This is a genomic window from Duganella rhizosphaerae (assembly GCF_040364205.1).
Classification (GTDB): domain Bacteria; phylum Pseudomonadota; class Gammaproteobacteria; order Burkholderiales; family Burkholderiaceae_D; genus Rugamonas; species Rugamonas rhizosphaerae.
Genome location: NZ_BPWK01000010.1, coordinates 25,312 through 45,315 on the forward strand (window position 1 = coordinate 25,312; position 20,004 = coordinate 45,315).

The window sequence follows — 20,004 nt, forward strand, 5'->3', positions numbered from 1 at the left end:
ATTGTCCCACGCTCAAGCCGCCACGGCAAAGTTGGCGACGCTGGTTTGCAAATCTCCCGCCGCGTACTGCAACTGGTGCACTGCTTCGCTGGTGGCCTTGAGCGATTCCACCGTCTGCTGGGTGGCGTCGTTCAGCTGCATCATGGTCTCCGAGATCTGCTGCGCGCCCACCGCCTGCGACTGCATCCCTTGCAGCACGGCGTCGAACTGCGGCGCCAGCTTCTGCACCTGGTCCATCACGCCGGACAGCTGGTCGGTCACCTGGCGCACTTCGCCCACGCTGCGGCGGATCTCTTCGGAGAATTTGTCCATGCCCATCACGCTGGCCGACACCGCCGACTGCATCTCCTTGAGCATCTGCTCGATGTCCCAGGTGGAGACCGAGGTCTGATCGGCCAGGCGGCGGATTTCGGTGGCCACCACCGAGAAGCCGCGTCCCGCCTCGCCGGCCTTCTCGGCCTCGATGGCGGCGTTGAGCGAGAGGATGTTGGTCTGGTCGGCCACTTTGGTGATGGTGATCAGGACGCTGTTGATGTTGGAGGCCTTTTCCGACAAGGCGGCCAGCTTGGCGTTGATCGAATCGGTGGCCGAGACCATGTGCTGCATGGTGCTGTCCATGCGGCGCAGGTTGGTCTGGGCGTCGGCGGTGGCGCTGGTGGTGTAGTCGGCCACCGCGGTGGCGTCCTCCATGGTTTTCAACAGCTGCGAGGTGTTGGTGGAGATTTCCTTGGTGGTGCTGAGGATCTCGACGCTGGTCTGGGCCTGTTCGATGCCGGTGGCTTCCTGTTGCCGGGCGGAGGCGGCGATCTCGGTGGCCGAAGTGGTGACCTGGATGCCGGCCTTCTGCACGTTGTTGAGCAGCGCGCGCAGGTTCTCGAACATGCGGTCCAGGCCATGCGCCAGCTGGCCGATGGCGTCGCTGCCGGCCACTTCGATCTTGCCGGTCAAATCGCCGGCGGCGGCCCTGGAGACCACGCGGAGCAGCGAGTCGACCTTGGACTTGAGCAGGTTGGTGGCGGCCAGTTCGTTGGCCTGGTTGTCCTGGATCGATTGCGCCATGCGGTTGAACTCCTGCGTCACCCGGCCCAGTTCATCGGCCGACAGCACCGCCGCCCGCGCCGACTGTTCGCCGGCGGCGATGCGGCCTACCGCGTGCGTCAAATTGTTCACAGGCGCCAGCAGCGCCCTGGTCAGCAGCAGGCCGACCACGACCGCCAGCACCACGCACAGGCTGCCGCCCAAGACCAGCAGCAGCGACATATTCTCCTGCAGATCAGTGGCCATCTTCGAACGCAAGGCCAGCAAATGACTTTCATCGTCGCTGATTTCCCGTATCAGCGCCCGCACGTCGGCGATGGTCTTGGCGCCGTTGAGCACATCGGCCGCCGTCGCCACCTGTTGAGTGACGCCGACATGCTTGTTCAACTCCCGGCGCTTGGCCAGCAGCGGATTGATCACATCGACGATCCAGCTGTCCATCATCGGTCCCAAGCGCGCCAGGCGCTCCTGCTGCGCCGGATTGTCCGAGGTGAGCGTCCTGATGGCGGCCAGGTGGCGGCGCACGGTTTCCTCCTCGATGGGGATCTGTTTGGTGGTGCTTTCTTCGCCGGTCAGCATGAAACCTCGGGTCGAGGTCTGGATCTGCAGCAGGGCGGTCTCGATCCGGTTCGCCTCCAGCAGCACCTCCAGCGTGTGCCGGTCCCACCCGCTGGCGGCGGACAACTGGCTGAAATTATTGTACGACATGGTCAACAGCACCAGAATGATGGCGATGATCGCGCCAAATCCGAATGTAAGTTTTTTCTTGATACTCAGATTATTCAACATGATTCATCCGTAAGGCGCTGTTCGTGAGAGCAATGTATCACCTTGCCGCGTTTTATGGAGGACAAAAAAAAGACCCATGTGCCTTGCGGCGGCCAAGGCCGCCGCAAGGCCACATGGGTCCTTGCGAGAGAGGGAGCTTGCTTACTGGCCGCGCTTCAGGCGCGCGTTGGCGGCGATGCGCATGCGCAGCGCGTTCAGCTTGATGAAGCCGCCGGCGTCGGCCTGGTTGTAGGCGCCGCCGTCTTCGTCGAAGGTGGCGATGTTCATATCAAACAGGGAGTCGGTCTTGGAATCGCGCGAGACGACGATCACATTGCCCTTGTAGAGCTTGACGCGCACCCAGCCGTTGACCGTGGCTTGCGTGTGGTCTATCAGCGTCTGGATGGCGACGCGCTCCGGCGCCCACCAGTAGCCGTTGTAGATCATCGACGCGTAGCGCGGCATCAGGTCGTCCTTCAGGTGGGCCACTTCGCGGTCCAGCGTGATCGACTCGATGGCGCGGTGCGCCTTGAGCATGATGGTGCCGCCCGGGGTTTCGTAGCAGCCGCGCGACTTCATGCCGACGTAGCGGTTTTCCACCAGGTCCAGGCGGCCGATGCCATGCTTGCCGCCCAGGCGATTGAGTTCGGTCAGCACGGTGGCCGGCGACATGCGCACGCCGTTCAGGGCGACGATGTCGCCTTTCTCGTATTCGATGTCCAGGTATTCCGGCTGGTCCGGCGCCGCTTCGGGGCTGACGCTCCAGCGCCACATGGTTTCCTCGGCTTCGGCGCTCGGGTTTTCCAGGTGGCGGCCTTCGAAGGAGATGTGCAGCAGGTTGGCGTCCATCGAGTAGGGCGCGCCGCCGTTCTTGTGCTTCATGTCGATGTCGATGCCCGCATCTTCCGCGTACTTCAGCAGTTTTTCGCGCGACAGCAGGTCCCATTCGCGCCATGGAGCGATGATCTTCACGCCTGGTTTCAGCGCGTAGGCACCCAGCTCGAAGCGCACCTGGTCGTTGCCCTTGCCGGTGGCGCCGTGCGAGATGGCGTCGGCGCCGGTCTCGTTGGCGATCTCGATCAGGCGCTTGGCGATCAGCGGACGCGCGATCGAGGTGCCCAGCAGGTACTCGCCTTCGTACACGGTGTTGGCGCGGAACATGGGGAACACGAAGTCGCGCACGAATTCTTCACGCACGTCGTCGATGTAGATGTTCTCAGGCTTGATGCCGAACTTGATCGCCTTGGCGCGCGCCGGCTCCAGCTCTTCGCCCTGGCCCAGATCGGCCGTGAAGGTGACGATCTCGCACTGGTAGTTATCCTGCAGCCACTTGAGGATGACGGAGGTATCGAGGCCGCCCGAGTAGGCGAGGACTACTTTTTTAATATCGCTCATGCTAGTTCCAATTGGTGTGAAGTGTTAGGTGTTGGCTGGGTTGGCGCCGTTGCTCGTATCCACGCGGCCGATCAGCAGGTACTCGAGCAGCGCCTTCTGGATGTGCAGGCGGTTTTCCGCCTCGTCCCAGACCACCGACTGCGGGCCGTCGATGACGTCGGCCGAGACTTCCTCGCCGCGGTGGGCCGGCAGGCAGTGCATGAACAGCGCGTCCGGCGCGGCGCGCGACATCTTGGCGCTGTCGACGATCCAGCCGTCGAAGGCCTTCAGGCGGGCGGCGTTTTCTTCCTCGTAGCCCATGCTGGTCCAGACGTCGGTGTTGACCAGGTGTGCGCCCTGGCAGGCGTCGGACGGGTTCTCGAAGAAGGTGTAGCGGTCGGTCGAGACCAGCGACATGTCCATGTCGTAGCCCTTGGGCGTGGAGACGTTGACGTGGAAGCCGAATACCTCGGCCGCCTGCAGCCACGAATACAGCATGTTGTTGGCGTCGCCCACCCAGGCCACGGTCTTGCCGGTGATCGGCCCGCGGTGCTCGTAGTAGGTGAAGATGTCGGCGAACACCTGGCATGGATGGTGTTCGTTGGTCAGGCCGTTAATCACCGGCACGCGCGAATTGGCGGCGAAACGCTCGATGATGTCCTGGCCGAAGGTACGGACCATGATGATGTCGCACATGCGGCTCATGACCTGGCCGGCGTCTTCCACCGGTTCGCCGCGGCCCAGTTGCGAGTCGCGCGTGTTCAGGTAGATCGCGGCGCCGCCCAGCTGGTGCATGCCGGCTTCGAAGGACAGGCGGGTGCGGGTCGAGTTTTTCTCGAATACCATGACCAGCGTGCGGTCAATCAGCGGGTGATAGATCTCGTAGTTTTTGAACTTCCGTTTGATCAGGTGCGCGCGTTCGATGACGTATTCATACTCGTCCAGCGTGAAGTCGGAAAACTGCAGGTAATGCTTGATCGGTTTTTGGATAGACATATTAACAACTGACAGGAGAGCAGGGCATGGGGCGAGGTGCCTGGCCGGCTTAGCCGAACAATTATAAAGGCAATTCGGAAAGTAGGGCGAATCGCCGCAGAATCTCCTGTCTATACAGGTATCGCAGCCTCGCCGTTGCTGGTTTGTTGCTAGGTGTAGATCTGGGAGGCGGCCGCCGTCTGGTGCTCGGGCGCGGTCAGCGGCAGGTCGAGCGTGAAGGCGGTGCCGTCGCGCGAACTGTGGACGCTGATATGGCCGCCCAGTAGCGAAGTGACAATGTTGTAGCTGATCGACAGTCCCAGCCCGCTGCCGCCCTGTCCGAGCTTGGTGGTGAAGAAGGGGTCGAAGATGCGCGACATGTGTTCCGGCGCGATGCCGCCGCCGTTGTCGCGGAAGGTGATCAGTACCCGGCCCTCGGCCGGCGTGGCCGCGTGCAGCCACATGCTGCCGCTGCGCTCGCGCGCGAAGGCGTGCAGCAGCGCGTTGTTGATGAAGTTGGCGATGACCTGGCCGAACGGGCCGGGATAGCTGTCCATCGCGATCAGGTCCGGCACGTCGACTTCGATGCGGTGGTTGGCGGCGCGGATGCGATTCATCATCGTCGCGATCACTTCGTGCGACACCTGCTGCAGGTTGAACTCGCGGCGCTGCTCGGTGGTGCGGTCGACCGCCACCTGCTTGAAGCTGTTGACCAGGTCGGCCGCGCTGGTCAGGCCGCGCATCACCAGCTCGTGCGCCTTGCGGGCGTCGGCCAGGTAGGCGGCCAGCTCGGAGCGGCGCAGGCCCGCGCCGTTGACCTGGATTTCCAGCTCCTCGGTTTTCTGGATCAGCGTGCTGGCGATCAGCAGGCTGTTGCCGATCGGCGTATTCAGTTCGTGCGCTACGCCGGCCATCAGGGAGCCCAGCGCCGCCAGCTTCTCCTGCGAGACCAGCTGGGTTTGCGCGTCCTTCAGTTGGCGGTAGGCTTCGGCGTTGTCCAGCGCGATGGCGCCGTAGGCGCACAGCGTGCGGAAGATCAGCCGTTCCCGTTCACCGTAGGCGCGCGCGTGCATGGCCTGCACCGTCATCACGCCCAGCGCGCGTTCGCCCACCACCAGCGGCACGTACAAGGCGCTGACCATCAGCTGGGTGCCGGGCGCCAGGAAGATGTCGTCCGGCCCCGCTTCCTCGACGTAGATCTCGCGCCGTTCGCGCACGCAGCGCGCCGAGTTGGCGCGAGGATTGTCGACGGCGATGGTGTTGGTCGGCAGCGCCTGGCCGTTCTCGATGCCGAAGGCGCGGCTGACCGTCTCGTCGCCGGCGTCGCACAGGTAGATGGCGAAGGTGTTGGCCGGCAGCAGGCCCTGGACGTGGCGCGTCAGCGCCTGGAACACGGCGGCGGCGTCGAGGTGGGTGGTGATCTCCTGGCCGATGGCCGACAGGCGCTCCAGCGTGGCGCTGGTCTGCTGCAGCACTTCGGCGCGGCGCGCTTCGGAGGCCGCCAGTTCGCGATGGTGATAGCCTTCGGCGCGCGCGTGCTCGGTCTGGTGGTGCACCTGCATGGCGATGGCGCGGTTGGTGGCTTCCTGGCTGTGGGTCTTCTGGCGCGCCGCGGCGGCGGCCTGCGCCGAGGCGTAGGCCTTGGCGTAGTCGCCGACCCGCGCGTATTCGCGTCCCAGCGCGTCGTGCAGGTCGCCGGGCAGGGTGTAGCCGTCGATGGCGGAAGCGACGTCCAGCGCCTGGTGCAGGTAGTGCAGCGTGGCGTTTTGCTCGGTCATGCCGGCCGGCGGCGGCAGCGCGTGGCGCTCGTGGATCACCGACAGCACGCGCAGCGCGGCGACGTGGTTGTCGCGGTTGGCCTGCTCGGCGGCCAGTTCGACCGCGCGTTCGGCCATCTGCAGCGCTTCCTGCGGACGGTCGAGGAAGCACAGCGCGTGCGCCTGGCCGCGCCGCGCGATCGATTGGAAGTCGGCCTGGCCCAGCACGTCGGCGCGTCCCGCCATGCGGTGGAAGGCGTTCAGCGCGCCGGCGTAGTCGGCCTTGTCCAGCGCCAGGTCGCCCAGGTAGGACAGCGCGTGCGCGTAGCTGCGCGCGCCCGGCAGCGGCGTCATGATTTGCAGCGCTTCGTGCAGCAGCTCTTCGGTGGCGTCGAGGCGGCCCAGGCGGCGCATGGTTTCGGCGGTGTGCATCAGGCAGGCGCCGATGCTGCGCGGCCAGCCGGTGGGGCGCGCCAGATCGAGCGCGCTTTGCATCCACTCCAGCGCCGAGTGGTGGTCGTTGAGGATGGTGAAATTGAGGCCGATGTTGATCGCGGCGGTGACGGCCACGCGGATCTGGCCCGTCTCGAGCGCCGTTTCGTAGCAGTGGATGTAGTGGCGCGCGGCGGCGCCGTGGTCGCTGTGCTGGCTGGCGGACAGGCCGAAGAAGTCGTACACCCAGGCCGCCGCGCCGGGGTGCTGCGGCGCCTGGTCGGTGGCGAAGCGCTGGCCCCAGCGGCGTTCGGCCGAGGGCTGGTCCTGCAGCACGGCCCAGCGGGCGATGGCCGCTTCGGCGATGTCGGCGCGCTGCTCGTCGCCGGCCTGGCGGGCGGCGGCGGCCATCAGTTCCAGTTCGCTCTCGCCGGCGCGGTGGTCGCCGCGGTCGATGGCGATCCAGGCGCGCAGCCAGTGGGCGTCGGCGCAGCCCTGGTGGTCGCCCAGTTGGCACAGTTGATCGTAGGCTTGTTCGGCCAGGACGGTGGCGTCATCGAGTTCGCCTGCCAGCCAGATGGCTTCGGCCTGCACCAGCAGCAGGCGGGCGGAAACCAGGCGCATGTCGTCTTGCGAAAGGGAGGTGGCGGGCAGCAGCTGGCGGCCCTCGGTGGCCAGGGCGACGGCGCGCACGGTGTCGCGCTGGCGCAGGTGCCAGGCCAGCGGCACCAGCACCGGCAGGCGCGCAGGACCGCGCAACGGCATCAGGGCCGCTTCCCAATGGCTTACTTCGTCATCGACCGCAAACATGTCCATCGCTGTCCTTGGACCGGGTGGCGCAGCGGGGTTGCGGCTGCGGTACGTCACCACACGGATAATTGCCTTGAGGAATTATAGTCCGCAAATGCAAATTATGCGTGTGCTACGACAATTGTTTTTTTTAATATAGGGTTTGCGACGATTCATGCAACAGTTGGCCGTACAAAGTGTGGCGCATTTTGGCAATCTTGCCTTCGGCCACAGCCGTCAGGATCGCGCATTGCGGCTCGATCAGGTGGCGGCAGTTGTAGAACTTGCACTGGCCCAGGTAGGGTTCGAAGTCGACGAAGGCGCGCTCCAGCATGCCTTCGCTCAGGTGGTACAGGCCGAACTCCTGGAAGCCGGGCGAATCGATGATCGACGAGTCTGGCCCCAGTTCCGGCAGCTGGTACAGGCGGGTGAAGGTGGTGGTGTGCTTGCCGGTGTCGAGCGCGGCGGAGATTTCGCGCACGGCGATGTCGGCGTCCGGCACCAGCAGGTTGATCAGCGAAGACTTGCCCATGCCGGACTGGCCGATCAGGATCGACGACTGGCCGGCCAGCAGCGGCTTGAGCACCGCCAGCGCCTCGTCCGGCCTGGCCTTGGCCGACACCTCATGCACCGGGTAGCCCAGCGAGGCGTACGGTTGCAGGCGTTCGCGGGTGCGCGCCAGCGATTCGGTGACGTCGGTCTTGTTGAGGATCAGGCGGGCGGTGATGCCGGCCGCCTCGGCCGCCACCAGCGAACGCGACACCAGGTCGTCGGCGAAGCCGGGCTCGGTGGCGACGACGATGAACAGCTGCGTCAGGTTGGCCGCCAGCAGCTTGGACTTGTACTGGTCCGAGCGGTACAGCAGGGTCTTGCGTTCCTCGATCTTGTCGATCACGCCCTGGTCGGGCGAGGTCAGCGTGATGCGCACCTGGTCGCCGACGGCGACGTTGGTCTTCTTGCCGCGCGTGACGCATTGCAGCTTGACGCCGTCCGCCTCGGCCAGGTAGTGGCGGCCGTGGGCGGCGATGATGATGGCGTTCAGTTGGGTCGGGTTGCTCATTGCTTGGCCGCCGTCGAGTGGAACAGCACGCCGGCCTTGGCCGCGCAGATGAAGTCGTTGTTCGACAGGCCGCCCTGGCCGTTGTTGACCGAGTGGGTGTCGTAGCGGACGATGCAGGTTTTATAAGTCACGGTCATTTCCGGGTGATGGTCTTCGGCGTGGCTCAGGTAGGCCAGCGCGTTGACGAAGGCCATGGTGCGATAGTAGTTGGTGAAGCTGAAGGTGCGGACCAGCTTGCCGTCTTCCAGCGACCAGCCGGGCAGCAGCGCGACCAGGCGCGCGGCCTCGTCGGCGCCGAGCGCGTCCTTGGCCGGATGGCAGTTGCGGTTCAGCAGGTCGGCGTGGGTGTTGATCATGCGGCCGCCGCGTGCAGGTGACGGATGCGCACGCTGGCCGGCGGGTGCGAGTCGTAGAAGGCCGAGTGCAGCGGGTCCGGCGTCAGCGTCGAGGCGTTGTCCTCGTACATCTTGACCAGCGCCGACACCAGGTCGCGGGCGTCGGTGTGCTGGGCGGCGAAGGCGTCGGCTTCGAACTCGTGCTTGCGCGAGCTGATCGAGGTCAGCGGGCCGAACAGGAAGGTGAACACCGGCAGCACCAGCATGAACAGCAGCAGCACCATGGCGTCGTTGCCCTGGCCCGGCAGCAGCAGCGGATCGACGCCCAGGCCGGTGTAGAACCACAGCTGGTTCTTCAGGTAGCCCAGCAGCGCCAGGAAGGCCAGCGACAGTGCGAACATCATGCCGATGCGCTTGATGATGTGCTTGAGCTTGAAGTGGCCCAGCTCGTGCGCCAGCACCGCCTCGATCTCCTGCGGTTGCAGGCGCGACAGCAGGGTGTCGAAGAACACGATGCGCTTGTTGGCGCCGAAGCCGGAGAAGTAGGCGTTGCCGTGGGCGCTGCGCTTGGAGCCGTCCATCACGAACAGGCCCTTGGAGGCGAAGCCGACGCGGCTCATCAGGCCTTCGATGCGGGCCTTGAGCGACTGGTCTTCCAGCGGCGTGAACTTGTTGAACAGCGGCGCGATCACGGTCGGGAACAGCACCATCATCAGCAGCTGGAAGCCGCTCCACACCAGCCAGGCGTACAGCCACCACAGGTTGCCGGATTTTTCCATCAGGGTCAGCATGACCCACACCAGCGGCAGGCCGATGGCCGCGCCCAGCAGCAGGCCCTTGACCATGTCGGCGAAGAACAGGCCGGGTGTCATCTTGTTGAAGCCGAAGCGCTGCTCCAGGCCGAACTGCTTGTAGTAGTCGAACGGCAGGTCGATGATGCCGCTGATCAGGGCGAAGGCACCCAGCAGCGCCAGCTGGTAGACCATGCCGGGGCCGGTCAGCTTGAAGATCTCCACCGACAGCCATTGCAGGCCGCCCAGCAAGGTGAAGCCGACCAGCACCACGGTGTTGACCAGCAGGGTCAGCAGGCCGAACTTGGTGCGGGCGACGGTGTAGTCGGCCGCCTTCTGGTGGGCGGCAAGGGGGATTTTCTCGGCGAATTCGGCCGGCACGGCGCTGCGGTGGACCAGCACATGGCGGATATGGCGCGAGGCGAGCCAGAAGCGCACGATCAGCGTCAAAATGATGAAAGATACAAACAAAATCGAAAACGCGAGTGAATACATTCTATGCCTGTGAGAAAATGGCGGATTCGGATTAATGAAGCCAAGAGAGAATTATGTCACAAGCTAACGATTTGCCAGAAGGTTCCGCACCAGAGGCCGTCACCCCGCGCCAGAATGAATTTAACCTGGTCTGGGTCGATATGGAAATGACCGGCCTGGAGCCGGACACCGACCGTATCATCGAGGTTGCCGTGGTGATCACCGACATGCACCTGAACGTGCTGGCCGAAGGCCCGGTATTCGCGATCCACCAGAGCGACGAGACGCTGGACAAGATGGACGCCTGGAACAAGGGCACGCACGGCCGTTCGGGCCTGATCGAGCGCGTCAAGGCCTCGACCGTGACCGAGGCGCAGGCGGAAGAGGAACTGATCAAGTTCATGAAGCTGTGGGTGCCCAAGGGCAAAGCGCCGATGTGCGGCAACACCATCGGCCAGGATCGCCGCTTCATGGTGCGCTACATGCCTAAGCTGGAAGCCTATTTCCACTACCGGAATATCGACGTGTCCACGCTCAAGGAGCTGTGCAAGCGCTGGAAACCGGAAATCGTCGGCGGCTTCAAGAAACACCAGAAGCACACCGCGATGGCCGACATCATCGAGTCGATCGACGAGCTGAAGTACTACCGCGAGCACTTCATCAAGCTGTAAGCTGCGCGCATCACCGAAACAGGTTCCGTCGAACCTGTTTTTTTTCGCCTGCGAGAAAAATCATGAAAAAATTGAAACTTGTTTTGATAACGGCGGCGCTGGCCGCCGCGTCCACGACCGGCGCCGTGAATTTCGGCTTCCAGGATTGGGAAGTCGCCTGCGACAACACGCGCCGCTGCGAGGCGGCCGGCTTTCAAACCGATGAGTCGGAAAGCTTGCCGGTGTCGTTGTGGCTGGGACGCGCTGCCGGCGCTGCCGCTGTGCTGGAAGCCAAGCTGATCGTGGTCAGCGACGACGACCAGCGCGCAGGTCCGTTGACCATCACCGTCGGCAAGCTCACGCTGGGCGGACTGAAGCCGGAAACCAGGTTGACGGCGGAGCAGGTCGCCCGTTTGATGCCGCAACTGCAGAACGCCGAATCGGCCAAGGTGTCGGACGGCAAGCATCAGTGGCTGCTGTCGCTGGCCGGCCTGAAGGCGGCCTTGCTGAAGATGGATGATCTGCAGGGGCGGGTGGGCACCGTCACGGCGCTGGTCAAGCCCGGCACGCGGCCGGCTAGCGAGGTGTTGCCGCCGCTGGCGCCGCCGACGGTGCGGCCGTTGCCGCTGCCGCCAGCGCAAAAAGGCGACGACAAGCTGCTGGCCGCCATCGTCAAGACCATGCGCCCAGGAGATTGTGGCGCGGACCTCAAGGACTCGAACGCCGACCAGAGCCTTCACCGCCTGCCTGGCGCAAAGGTGTTGCTGGTGCTGGAGTGCGAGCGCGCCGCGTATCAATCCTCCTACGGGCTGTGGATCGCTCGCGACAAGCCGCCGTACGATCCCAAACCATTGGATCCGCCGGGCATGGAGGGGGGCGGCGTGATGAATGCGTCGTTCGAAGACGGTAAGCTGGGCAGCTATGCCAAGGGCAGGGGAATCTTCGACTGCGGCGGCTTCTGGACCTGGGTGTGGACGGCGCAGGGTTTCCAGCTGGTGGACATGTCCCAATCCAATATGTGCCGTGGCGTGCCGGGCGGCGGCGTTTCGCTGCGCGAATGGGTGGCCAAGGTGGTCAAGTGATGCGGGCGGGCCTATCGAACGCCGTCTTTTTCGTTTTGGTATTATTATTCTGCAAATGTTAAATTAGCAACCTCTTTGCAGGAATTCTTATGTCTGATGTGATCGAACCCGGCGTCGCCGAACCAACTCCCGTGCTCACCCCGCCGCCGCCCAAGCGCCGCAAGTGGGGGCGTTACGTGCTGTACACGCTGGCGGTGCTGGGCGTGCTGATGATTGCGCTGTTGGTGGCGGCCTTCATCAAGGCCAACTCCGAGCCGCAACTGATCAAGATCGACGAGACCGCCTCCATCGACGAGGCGATGACCCGCACCTACGGCAAATACTCGGCGGAGAAAAAAGGCTGGGTGTATGTGGACGAGTCCAACGAGCCCTTCCTGGTGCGGGTGATCCAGCAGGCGCGCATCGAAGCGGTGGGCGCCAGCGACGAGCTGTTCTTCGCCGTCAGCGGTGTTTCGTTGAAGGGCAATGGTCGGAATTTCTACGGCGTGTTCCAGATCCGTCCCGACACCAAGCCCGGCGGCGGACTGGTCGAGGTCAGCTCACCGTACCGTTACGAGAGCGACGTGCCGGTGACGCCGGAGAAGGTGCGCTTTGAAGCCTTGTCCGAGCGCACCTGGGGCTGGGTTCTGAAGGTGCAGACCGGCACCCGGCCGGCCGGCGAACAGGTCATGGTCAGCAATGTGATGCTGGCGCCGCATGGCGAGGAAATCGCCTTGCTGGCCCGCTTCAAAGCCTCGGTCGACGCTGAGCCGGGCGATTGCGCGCAAGCCAATGCCGACCACGAAACCTGGCGCAAGGCGGTGGAGGCGATGGGCAACCAGGAGCCGACCACCGAGCCGGCAGCGCAGGAAGCCGAGACGATGGACGATACCGAACCGCTGCGCTGCGAGCACAGCCGCTGGACCTACCGCACCGCCGACGTCATCGGTCCGCAGCCCGGTCCGCTGACAGTGAGCGTCAAAGGCACGCAATACGGCGTGCCGATGGAAGCGAAGACCTGGAAGCTGATGTTCGACAGCAAAGCCTTTGTCTACAACGTCCCTGAAGAACTGACGGCGGAATAAGAAAAGAGACGCGATGACGACAGCGCAGTTCCCTCGCGGCCGTATCGCGCCGACCCTGATTGCAGCGTTGGCGTGGTTCGGCGTGCTGCTTCAGCTGTGGCTGAGTCTTCGCGGCGGCAAGTCGGCCGCAGCCGGGCTGGTTGCCTTTTTCGGATTTTTCACGGTGCTGACCAATATCCTTGTCGCGCTGGTGGTGTCGTTGCCGCTGGCGTTCGGCGGCACGGCGCTGGGGCGCTGGTTTGGCACCGATACAATGCGGGGCTGCGCCACCACGGCCATCGTGTTTGTCGGCATCGCCTACCATTTTTTATTGCGTAATCTGTGGGCCCCCGAAGGAGGGCAGTGGGTTGCCGACATGACGCTCCACTATGCCGTGCCGGTCGCGCTGTTGGTCTATTGGATCTGGAGTCCGCCACGGCAGAAAATCAGCGCGCTGGCGCCGCTGACTTGGTGCGTCTATCCGGTGATGTATTTTGCCTACGCCCTGCTGCGGGGCGAGCTGATCGGATCCTACCCCTATCATTTCATCGACGCCGCCAACCTCGGTTATGGCCGGACCTTGCTAAACGCCGTCGGGCTGCTGGTCTTGTTTGCCGGGCTGGGCACTCTGGTCAAAGGAATAGCCCGGCTTCGCAGCCCGGCTGGCGCTAACTAAGGTTGCGCCAACTCATATTTGCTTCTATTTTTGTATATACACTGATAGCCAGGTAGATCAAAGAGTTCTTTGATTTTCGGCGACATTTGGCGTAAATTTGTATATACGAAGGTGCAAAGGTGGTTTCGCTTTTCATTCCTGCGTCTGTCGCCGCCAAACTGAAGCTGAAACACGATGTGACGCGACAGGAAGTGTTGGAGTGTTTCGAGAATAGAGATGGTGCGTTTTTGATTGATGATAGGGAAGCGCACAGGCGAAAACCTCCCACGCTTTGGTTTGTGGCAGAGACGAGGAAAAGACGTCTGCTCAAGGTGGTGTTCCAGAATCGAAATGGAAAGTGCTACATTCTTACCGCCTACGATCCCAACCATGACGAGATCCGTATCTATGAGACAAAGAGCAAAGAAAATTGAGAGTACGGCGGAGGCTTGGGAGGAGGGTGCGCTCGGTCGTGATGCCTCACATGCAAGGGCCGCTCCTATCAATATCGAGCAGCAGGTTGACGATGGCATCGGCCTTCAGCTGATCTCTATTCGGTTGCCTAAGGAACTGATTGAAGACTATAAAAAAATCGCGGAGTTTCATGCAATCGGTTATCAGCCACTGATGCGCGACGCTTTGAAGCATTTCGCTGAGGCCGAGTACAAACGCATTGCGATCGAATACACCAAGCTGAAGCGATCTAGGTAGTCTCCAATCAGGCCTCCACTGCGGCAGGTAATTCATCGTGGCGCGGCGCCGTCAGCGGCAGGTGTAGCGCGAAGGTGGTGCCGCCGCCTACCTGGCTGCTGGCGCGGATTTTCCCGCCCAGCACGCCGGTCACGATGTTGTGGCTGATGTTGAGCCCCAGCCCCGAACTGCCCGCGCCCAGCTTGGTGGTGAAGAAGGGATCGTAGATGCGGCCCAGGTGTTCCGCCGCTATCCCTACGCCGTCGTCGCTGACGCGCAATTCCAGCCAGCCATCCTCGGCCGCATTGGCGGCGATCGTGATGGTGCCGCTGCTGCACCCCGCAAAGCCGTGCACTATGGCGTTGTTGATCAGGTTGATCAGCACCTGGCCGATCGGACCGGGGTAGCTGTCCATCTCGAGTGCTTCCGGCACGGCCTGCTTGATGACGTAGGCGGTTTTGTTAATCGTCGGCAGCAGCGCCTTGATATTTTCCGCGACCACCTCCGCGAGATGGAAGTGGCGCCGCTGCGAGCTGGTCTGGTCGACCGCGACCTGTTTGAAGCTGGTCACCAGGTCGGCCGAGCGCTCGATATTGCGCACCACCAGCTCGGTGATCTGGGTCATGTCGCTGATGTAGGCTTCGGTGGTGCGGCGTGTCAGGCCGGTGGCGTAGTCGCTGGCGAACTGGCGCGTTTTGTCGGTCAGCACCGTGGCCGCCAGCAGTCCATTGCCGATCGGCGTATTCAGCTCGTGCGCCACGCCCGCCACCAGCGAGCCCAGCGCCGCCAGTTTTTCGCTGTTGACCAATTCCTCCTGCGCGATCCGCAAGGTATCGATGGCCCGGGCCAGGTCCTTGTTGGCCGTGACCAGGTCGGCCGTGCGTTCGGCGACGCGCCGTTCCAGCGATTCGTTGAGTTGGCGGGTGGCGGTCTGCTCCACTTGCAGCTGGCGGTACAGCTGTTCATTCTCCGCCACCGAGGCCTTGATGTTGGCGATCATTTCGTTGAGCTTGTTGGTCAGCAGGTGCAGCTCGTGGTGGCCGCGGTCGTTCAGCACGAACACGCGGTCGCCCAGGTTGTCGATGTTCAGCTGGCCGACGAATTGGCTCAGCTGGCGCAGCGGTTGGCCCAGGTAGCGCCGCACCACGAACAGGAAGATGAACCACAGCGCGCAAGTCTTGATGACCGAGTTGACCAGGATGAGGAAGAAGCCGTACTCGACCTGCTTGACGATGATGCGCTGGTTCGAATACACGGTCCAGGTGCCGATCACGCGCGCCTGGCCGTTCTCGTCGTGGTAGATGATGGGGAAGTCCTGGCTGAAGATCTCAGCGAACAGGCCTTCGCTGGCCGGCTCTGGTTTCAGGCGGCCATCGGCTTCGGCATGCACCTTGACGCCTTGGTCGAGCACGGTGCCGACGGCGCGCACCAGCTTGCCGTGATCGTCGGCCACCTTGATGCCGGCCACTACCGGCAGCTCGCTCATGCCGGTCAGGATGCCGCGCAGGATGTCGTCATTGAAACGCCACATGGCGTCGGCGATGCCGGGGCCGAAGGTTTGCTGCATCGCGCGGATCTCCAGCACCAGGCGTTCCTTGGTGTGCTTGTATTCGGCCGCCAGTTGCACCAGCGTGACCACCACGGTCACGATGAAGTAGCAGCAGAAAATAATCCGCAACAGGCGCGCGGCGATGGAGTCGCCGGAGAGCAGCGGCGCGGCGGGCGGACCGCCGTCCTTACCCGAAGGCGACTGTAGACCGAGCTTGGCTGGTACCGCTTGCACGTGGCCTCCGTTGGCGCATTAAAACCAGATGGCCTCAATCGCCTTGTAGCGGCCATTGTCACGAATGATGGTGTAACCGCGGTTGAATTGAGCGAGATATTTGGCGCCGTCCGGCCCCGTCTTGCTGAAGGCGATGAACAGGCCGGGCGTGGCGACCGTGCCCACCAGCTTGAACTTGCCGCCGAATTCAGCCGCCTCCTTGATGAACAGGGCTTTCGCGATGCGTTCCTCGGCCGCCATGTATTGGATGCGCTTGGCCAGCAGCATCCTGAATCCCTGCACGTTCTTGTCGACGATGCGGCGCACGATCTTGGTGTTCAGGTCGAACTCGTCGCCATATTCGTAGCCGCGCTCGACGCCCACGGTCTTGCCTTCCAGCTGACGGGCGGTCAAGCCGCTTTCCGGCGAGTCGCTCAGCGCGTAGACGTTCATGTGGGTGGTGAACAGCGGATGCTTATGCCACAGGAAGCTGCCGCCGATCATGGCGTTGGGCACGGCGTCGAAGCAGCCGACCAGGCGGCCGCGCTTGGTGTCGTCCAGGCAGCGGGCGTAGGGCAGCACTTCGAAGTTGGCGGTGACGCCGACGGCGGCGAAGGCTTCGCGGATCACGTCGACCGCGAAGCCGCGCGCGCTGCGCTCCACCGCCGACGAATACGGCGCCCAGTCGTCTTCCGCGCCCAGGGTGATGGTTTCGGCCGAGGCCGAGGCCAGACAGCAGGCCAGGACGAGGCAGCAAAGCAGGTATTTCATGACATCCCTCCAGCCGGCGCGCGTCGACGACATGCAACTCCCTGATTGATAGCACTAATTCACTATAGCAGGGTTGTTTTGCTGACGGGAACGAAGTTTTTGCGCCGGGCAGGAATGTCAAAAATACGCGACAGATTGTGGCGTCAGCTCAGCATGAAACCCAGGTCGGCCTGCGGGAAGTTGGCCAGTTCGTTCTTGAAAACCTGGTTCTGCAGCATGTCCGCATCGGCGCCGAACCAGCGGCCCAGCGTGGCGCCGTATTGCTGGTTGGAGAACTGCGGTATCCAGGCGCCGCGTCCGGTGGCGTCGTCCTTGCCGCCCAGCGTGAAGTCGGGGAACTGGCCGTACAGCCCGCCCTTGACCGCCGCGCCGACCACCAGGTGATGATTGCCCCAGGCATGATCGGTGCCGCCGCTGTTGGGCTGCAAGGTGCGGCCGAATTCGGACATCGTGAAGCTGGTCACCTGCTGCGCGGCGTGGATCTCCGCCAGCGCCAGCTGGAACGCGGCCAGCGCCTCCGATACCTGGCGCAGCATGTCGAACTGCTGGTAGGCCTGGCCGCCGTGGGTGTCGAAGCCGCCCTGCGAAACGAAATACACCTGCCGCCCCGGTCCTTGCTGCGAGCGGATGCGGATCAACTGCGCGACGGTCTTCAACTGCTGGCCCAGCGAGGTGCCGGGGAAGACCGTCGACAGCGGCGTGCCGGAATTGGCGTTCTTCAGATCGGTCACCAGGTCCATGCCGTTCAGCAGCGCCTTGTTGGCGGCGCCGGCGATCAGGTTGGGATTCTGCGCCGACAGGATTTGCACCAGCGCCGCGCGCCGCGCATCGGCTTCCTTCTGCGGCCAGAAGTTCATGCCGGCCAGATCGAGCTGGCCGTTGCCCGGCAGCAGATTGCCGTGCGTGCTGGCGCCTTCGACAAACAGACCGCCGGCGCCGACCGCGATCGCGTCCAGGTGGCCGCCGGTGCCGAGCACATCGAGCAGGCGTCCGCCCCAGCCGGTGGCGGCGGAGGAGGGCGTGCCGGCCTGGTTCTGGATGGTCTGGTCGGGATGCGAGAACAGTTGCGACGGCACGCCCGTGCCGGCCAGGTACTGCGACTTGCTCAGCGGCTGGCGCAGGTTGCCGACGTTGAGGATGGCGGCCACCTGGCCTTGTCCGTACAGCGTGTCCAGTTCCGGCATGCCGTAGTGGAAGCCGAACGGCTGCGTCACCGGATTCGCCGTCGCCTGCAAGGTGGCGCTGCGCGCGGCCAGCAGCGTCTTGGCCGCGCTCGACAAGGCCAGGCCGTGGCTGCCTCGAATGGCGTTGTATTGCGCGTAGCGGGTGCTGTCGAGCGGCACGATCATATTGTTGCCGTCGTTACCGCCGAACATGTAGAGGCAGACCAGCGCCTTGTAGTCGGTGACGGCGGCGTTGGCCGGCGCGGCCACGCCGGTCAGGCCCAGTGCGGAGAGCGCGCCCATCAAGCCGGTCTGCGCGCTGGCGCCGAGGAAGCGGCGGCGGGAATTTGAATGCTGGTTCATGGTCGTTGTCCTTATTGTGCGACGGCGAATTCGGCGCTGATGGCGGCCAGGTAGAGCGCGCTGATGGCGCGTTGGCGCGGGTCGGTGGAGGCGTTGACGGCCGCGCCGATCGCCTGCCGCGCGCTGGCCGACATGCGGCCGGCCAGCAAGGTGGCGTCGACCAGGTTGATCAGCGTGGTGGCGTTGCCGGCCACGCTGACAAACGGCGTGATGTCGACATTGACCATGCCCTTGTATTCGCCGGAGATGAACTTGTACAGGAAGTTGGCGCGCGCCACGGCCAGGCTGGGCGCGTACAGTTGGAACTCGGGGCCGTAGTATTGCGGCGAGCCGGGCAGGCGCGTCATCGGCGAGTAGAAGTTGAACACGCTCGGCGCGGCGGTGATCTTCTGGCCCAGCAGGAAGTAGTCCCAGAACAGGTTGGTCGGATCGGTGACGCTGGCGCCCAGCGTGCGGAACAGGCCGATCGATTGCAGCATCGGATCCTTGAGGTGGCCTTGCGTGGCGCCAAGCTGGTCCTGGCGCGCTTCGGGATCGGTCAGCACGGCGGTCAGCGTGGCTTGCAGGTCGCCGCGACCGGCCGCGCCGTAGGCGAACACGTCGGCCACGCGGGTGATGTAGGCCGGGCTGGGGTTGCTGGTGACGAAGGCGCGTATCAAACGGGTGGCGATGAAGGGCGGCAGGTTGGGATGTTGGAACAGGTTCTGCATCACGCCATCCATGTCCTGCACGGCGCTCTGGCCGGCCGGCAGCACGGCGCCCAGCAGCAGCGTCTTGCTGCCTTTGTCGTGGAACTTGTCGCGCGGCTGCAGCGGGCCGGTGAAGCTTTCCCAGTTGATGCCGGTGGCGCTGCTGCCGGGATAGGTCCAGCCGCTCAGGGCGCGCGCGAAGTCGCTGATGCGGGCCTGGTCGTAGGTGGGGATGGGATCGCCGTTGCGGTCGGTCTGCACGCTGCCGTCCTGGTTCAGCAGGACCGGACCCAGCGTGAACAGCTGCATCACTTCGCGGGCGTAGTTTTCGTTCGGCGACGGCGTGATGCTGTTGCCGAGGTCGAGGTACTTGCCCATCGCAGGATTGAGCGTCATCTCGCGCAGCAGGGTGTTGAAGTTGCCGAAGGCGTTGTTGGAGATGGTGCTCAGCCAGGGCTGGATTTCATTGGCGTAGGGGTTCTTGTCGGCGGAGATGACGAACAGTTGCGACAGCGCGAAGATCATGCGCTGGCGCAGTTGGTCCGGACCGGCGGCCATGTTTTTGTACCAGGTGTTTTGCAACACCTTCATGTCGGTGGTGACGGGGACGGCGCTGGCCGGCATGGCGAATTGCTGCTTGAGCCAGGCGGCCTGGCCGTTGGCCTTGATCGCGGCCACGTCGGCCGGCGTGGCGCCGAAGGTGGCTTGCTCCAGCAGGCGCACGGCGCTGATCTTGGCGGCGTCCGGCGCGGGCTGCTGGCCGATCGGCGGCGGGACTGGCGCGGGGGCTGGTGTCGGCGTCGGCGTTGGGGAGGGCGTAGGAGTTGGCGTCGGGCTCGGCGTCGGTTCAGGTGTGGGTGAGGGCGTCGGGGTGGGCGTTGGCGTGGCCGTCTTCTTCAAGGTCAGCGTGGTGCTGGCCGACAGGTTGGCGCCCAGCTTGGCATCCTTGGTGGTGGTGCCGGTGATCGTGATGACCACGTTGGACGGCAACACCGATGGCGCGATGTATTCGCCATTCTGCGAATTCAGCTTGCCGTAGGTGGCGTTGCCGCCGGGGACGCCGTTGACGGCGAAGTTCATGTAGACCCCCTGGCCATCGACCCTGCCAAGGAACCAGACTTTGCTGCCCAGTGCGACAGGTCCCTTGGCGGTGCTCTCCACCGTGGCGGTGGCGGCCCACACCGAGCCGCTCAGGCTCAGCAGGCAGGCCACCGGCCAGATACGTGTTGGTAAAAATGACATCGACTTCTCCCATTGTTTTTTTCAAGCGACGGGAGTCATCTGGCAACATCTGTGCCAGTACCTAAGTGCTTGATTTGCTGGGGGAGACGACGAAAATTGCT

Annotated in this window: 16 protein-coding genes; 5 read left to right on the forward strand and 11 right to left on the reverse strand. The window is 63.9% G+C overall.

The features are described from left to right. Positions 1-12: 12 nt before the first annotated feature. The 7 genes from RUGAMON1_RS20765 to RUGAMON1_RS20795 all read right to left on the reverse strand — a co-directional run bounded on the left by RUGAMON1_RS20765 (position 13) and on the right by RUGAMON1_RS20795 (position 9,814). Entirely contained in the window at positions 13-1,827 is a 1,815-nt protein-coding gene (locus RUGAMON1_RS20765; protein ID WP_445232320.1) for a methyl-accepting chemotaxis protein, read from the reverse strand. A gap of 141 nt (positions 1,828-1,968) precedes the next feature. Continuing rightward, the gene (locus RUGAMON1_RS20770; RefSeq protein ID WP_445232321.1) at positions 1,969-3,201 is read right to left on the reverse strand and encodes an argininosuccinate synthase; all 1,233 of its coding nucleotides are present in this window, start codon (positions 3,199-3,201) and stop codon (positions 1,969-1,971) included. Between the two features lie 24 nt (positions 3,202-3,225). Next, positions 3,226-4,176 (reverse strand): ornithine carbamoyltransferase, encoded by a 951-nt coding sequence (gene argF, locus RUGAMON1_RS20775; protein WP_445232322.1) that lies wholly within the window; start codon positions 4,174-4,176, stop codon positions 3,226-3,228. A gap of 149 nt (positions 4,177-4,325) precedes the next feature. After that, a complete protein-coding gene (locus RUGAMON1_RS20780; RefSeq protein WP_445232323.1) occupies positions 4,326-7,160 on the reverse strand; it encodes an ATP-binding protein in 2,835 nt (944 codons plus the stop codon). Between the two features lie 124 nt (positions 7,161-7,284). Next, positions 7,285-8,193 (reverse strand): ribosome small subunit-dependent GTPase A, encoded by a 909-nt coding sequence (rsgA, locus tag RUGAMON1_RS20785; RefSeq protein ID WP_445232324.1) that lies wholly within the window; start codon positions 8,191-8,193, stop codon positions 7,285-7,287. After that, positions 8,190-8,549, reverse strand: coding sequence for a 4a-hydroxytetrahydrobiopterin dehydratase (locus RUGAMON1_RS20790; RefSeq protein WP_445232325.1), 360 nt, complete (start codon positions 8,547-8,549; stop codon positions 8,190-8,192). The genes rsgA and RUGAMON1_RS20790 overlap by 4 nt, the downstream gene beginning before the upstream one ends. After that, a complete protein-coding gene (locus RUGAMON1_RS20795; RefSeq protein ID WP_445232326.1) occupies positions 8,546-9,814 on the reverse strand; it encodes a M48 family metallopeptidase in 1,269 nt (422 codons plus the stop codon). Before RUGAMON1_RS20795 ends, RUGAMON1_RS20790 begins: the two co-directional genes overlap by 4 nt. A 53-nt stretch (positions 9,815-9,867) precedes the next feature. Between RUGAMON1_RS20795 and orn the strand changes: the two genes are divergently transcribed. The 5 genes from orn (at position 9,868) to RUGAMON1_RS20820 (ending at position 13,934) form a co-directional block, all read left to right on the forward strand. Continuing rightward, a complete protein-coding gene (gene orn, locus RUGAMON1_RS20800) occupies positions 9,868-10,464 on the forward strand; it encodes an oligoribonuclease (protein ID WP_445232327.1) in 597 nt (198 codons plus the stop codon). A gap of 62 nt (positions 10,465-10,526) precedes the next feature. After that, positions 10,527-11,525: a DUF1176 domain-containing protein gene (locus tag RUGAMON1_RS20805; protein WP_445232328.1), complete on the forward strand. Its 999-nt coding sequence runs from the start codon at positions 10,527-10,529 to the stop codon at positions 11,523-11,525. A gap of 89 nt (positions 11,526-11,614) precedes the next feature. Then, on the forward strand, positions 11,615-12,589 hold the full coding sequence (locus RUGAMON1_RS20810; protein ID WP_445232329.1) for a hypothetical protein: 975 nt from the start codon (positions 11,615-11,617) through the stop codon (positions 12,587-12,589). 13 nt (positions 12,590-12,602) lie between these two features. Next, the gene (locus tag RUGAMON1_RS20815) at positions 12,603-13,244 is read left to right on the forward strand and encodes a Pr6Pr family membrane protein (protein WP_445232330.1); all 642 of its coding nucleotides are present in this window, start codon (positions 12,603-12,605) and stop codon (positions 13,242-13,244) included. Positions 13,245-13,631: 387 nt separating this feature from the next. Next, on the forward strand, positions 13,632-13,934 hold the full coding sequence (locus RUGAMON1_RS20820) for a hypothetical protein (RefSeq protein WP_445232331.1): 303 nt from the start codon (positions 13,632-13,634) through the stop codon (positions 13,932-13,934). A 7-nt stretch (positions 13,935-13,941) separates the two neighbouring features. Here the strand turns inward: RUGAMON1_RS20820 and RUGAMON1_RS20825 are convergent, their stop codons facing one another. The 4 genes from RUGAMON1_RS20825 to RUGAMON1_RS20840 form a co-directional block, all read right to left on the reverse strand. After that, positions 13,942-15,696, reverse strand: coding sequence for a sensor histidine kinase (locus RUGAMON1_RS20825; RefSeq protein WP_445232332.1), 1,755 nt, complete (start codon positions 15,694-15,696; stop codon positions 13,942-13,944). 18 nt (positions 15,697-15,714) lie between these two features. Then, positions 15,715-16,446: a substrate-binding periplasmic protein gene (locus RUGAMON1_RS20830; RefSeq protein ID WP_445232333.1), complete on the reverse strand. Its 732-nt coding sequence runs from the start codon at positions 16,444-16,446 to the stop codon at positions 15,715-15,717. A gap of 143 nt (positions 16,447-16,589) precedes the next feature. Then, complete coding sequence (locus RUGAMON1_RS20835; protein ID WP_445232334.1) at positions 16,590-17,972, reverse strand: DUF1501 domain-containing protein; 1,383 nt, start codon at positions 17,970-17,972, stop codon at positions 16,590-16,592. A gap of 11 nt (positions 17,973-17,983) precedes the next feature. Next, positions 17,984-19,903: a DUF1800 domain-containing protein gene (locus RUGAMON1_RS20840; RefSeq protein WP_445232335.1), complete on the reverse strand. Its 1,920-nt coding sequence runs from the start codon at positions 19,901-19,903 to the stop codon at positions 17,984-17,986. Positions 19,904-20,004 lie beyond the last annotated feature (101 nt).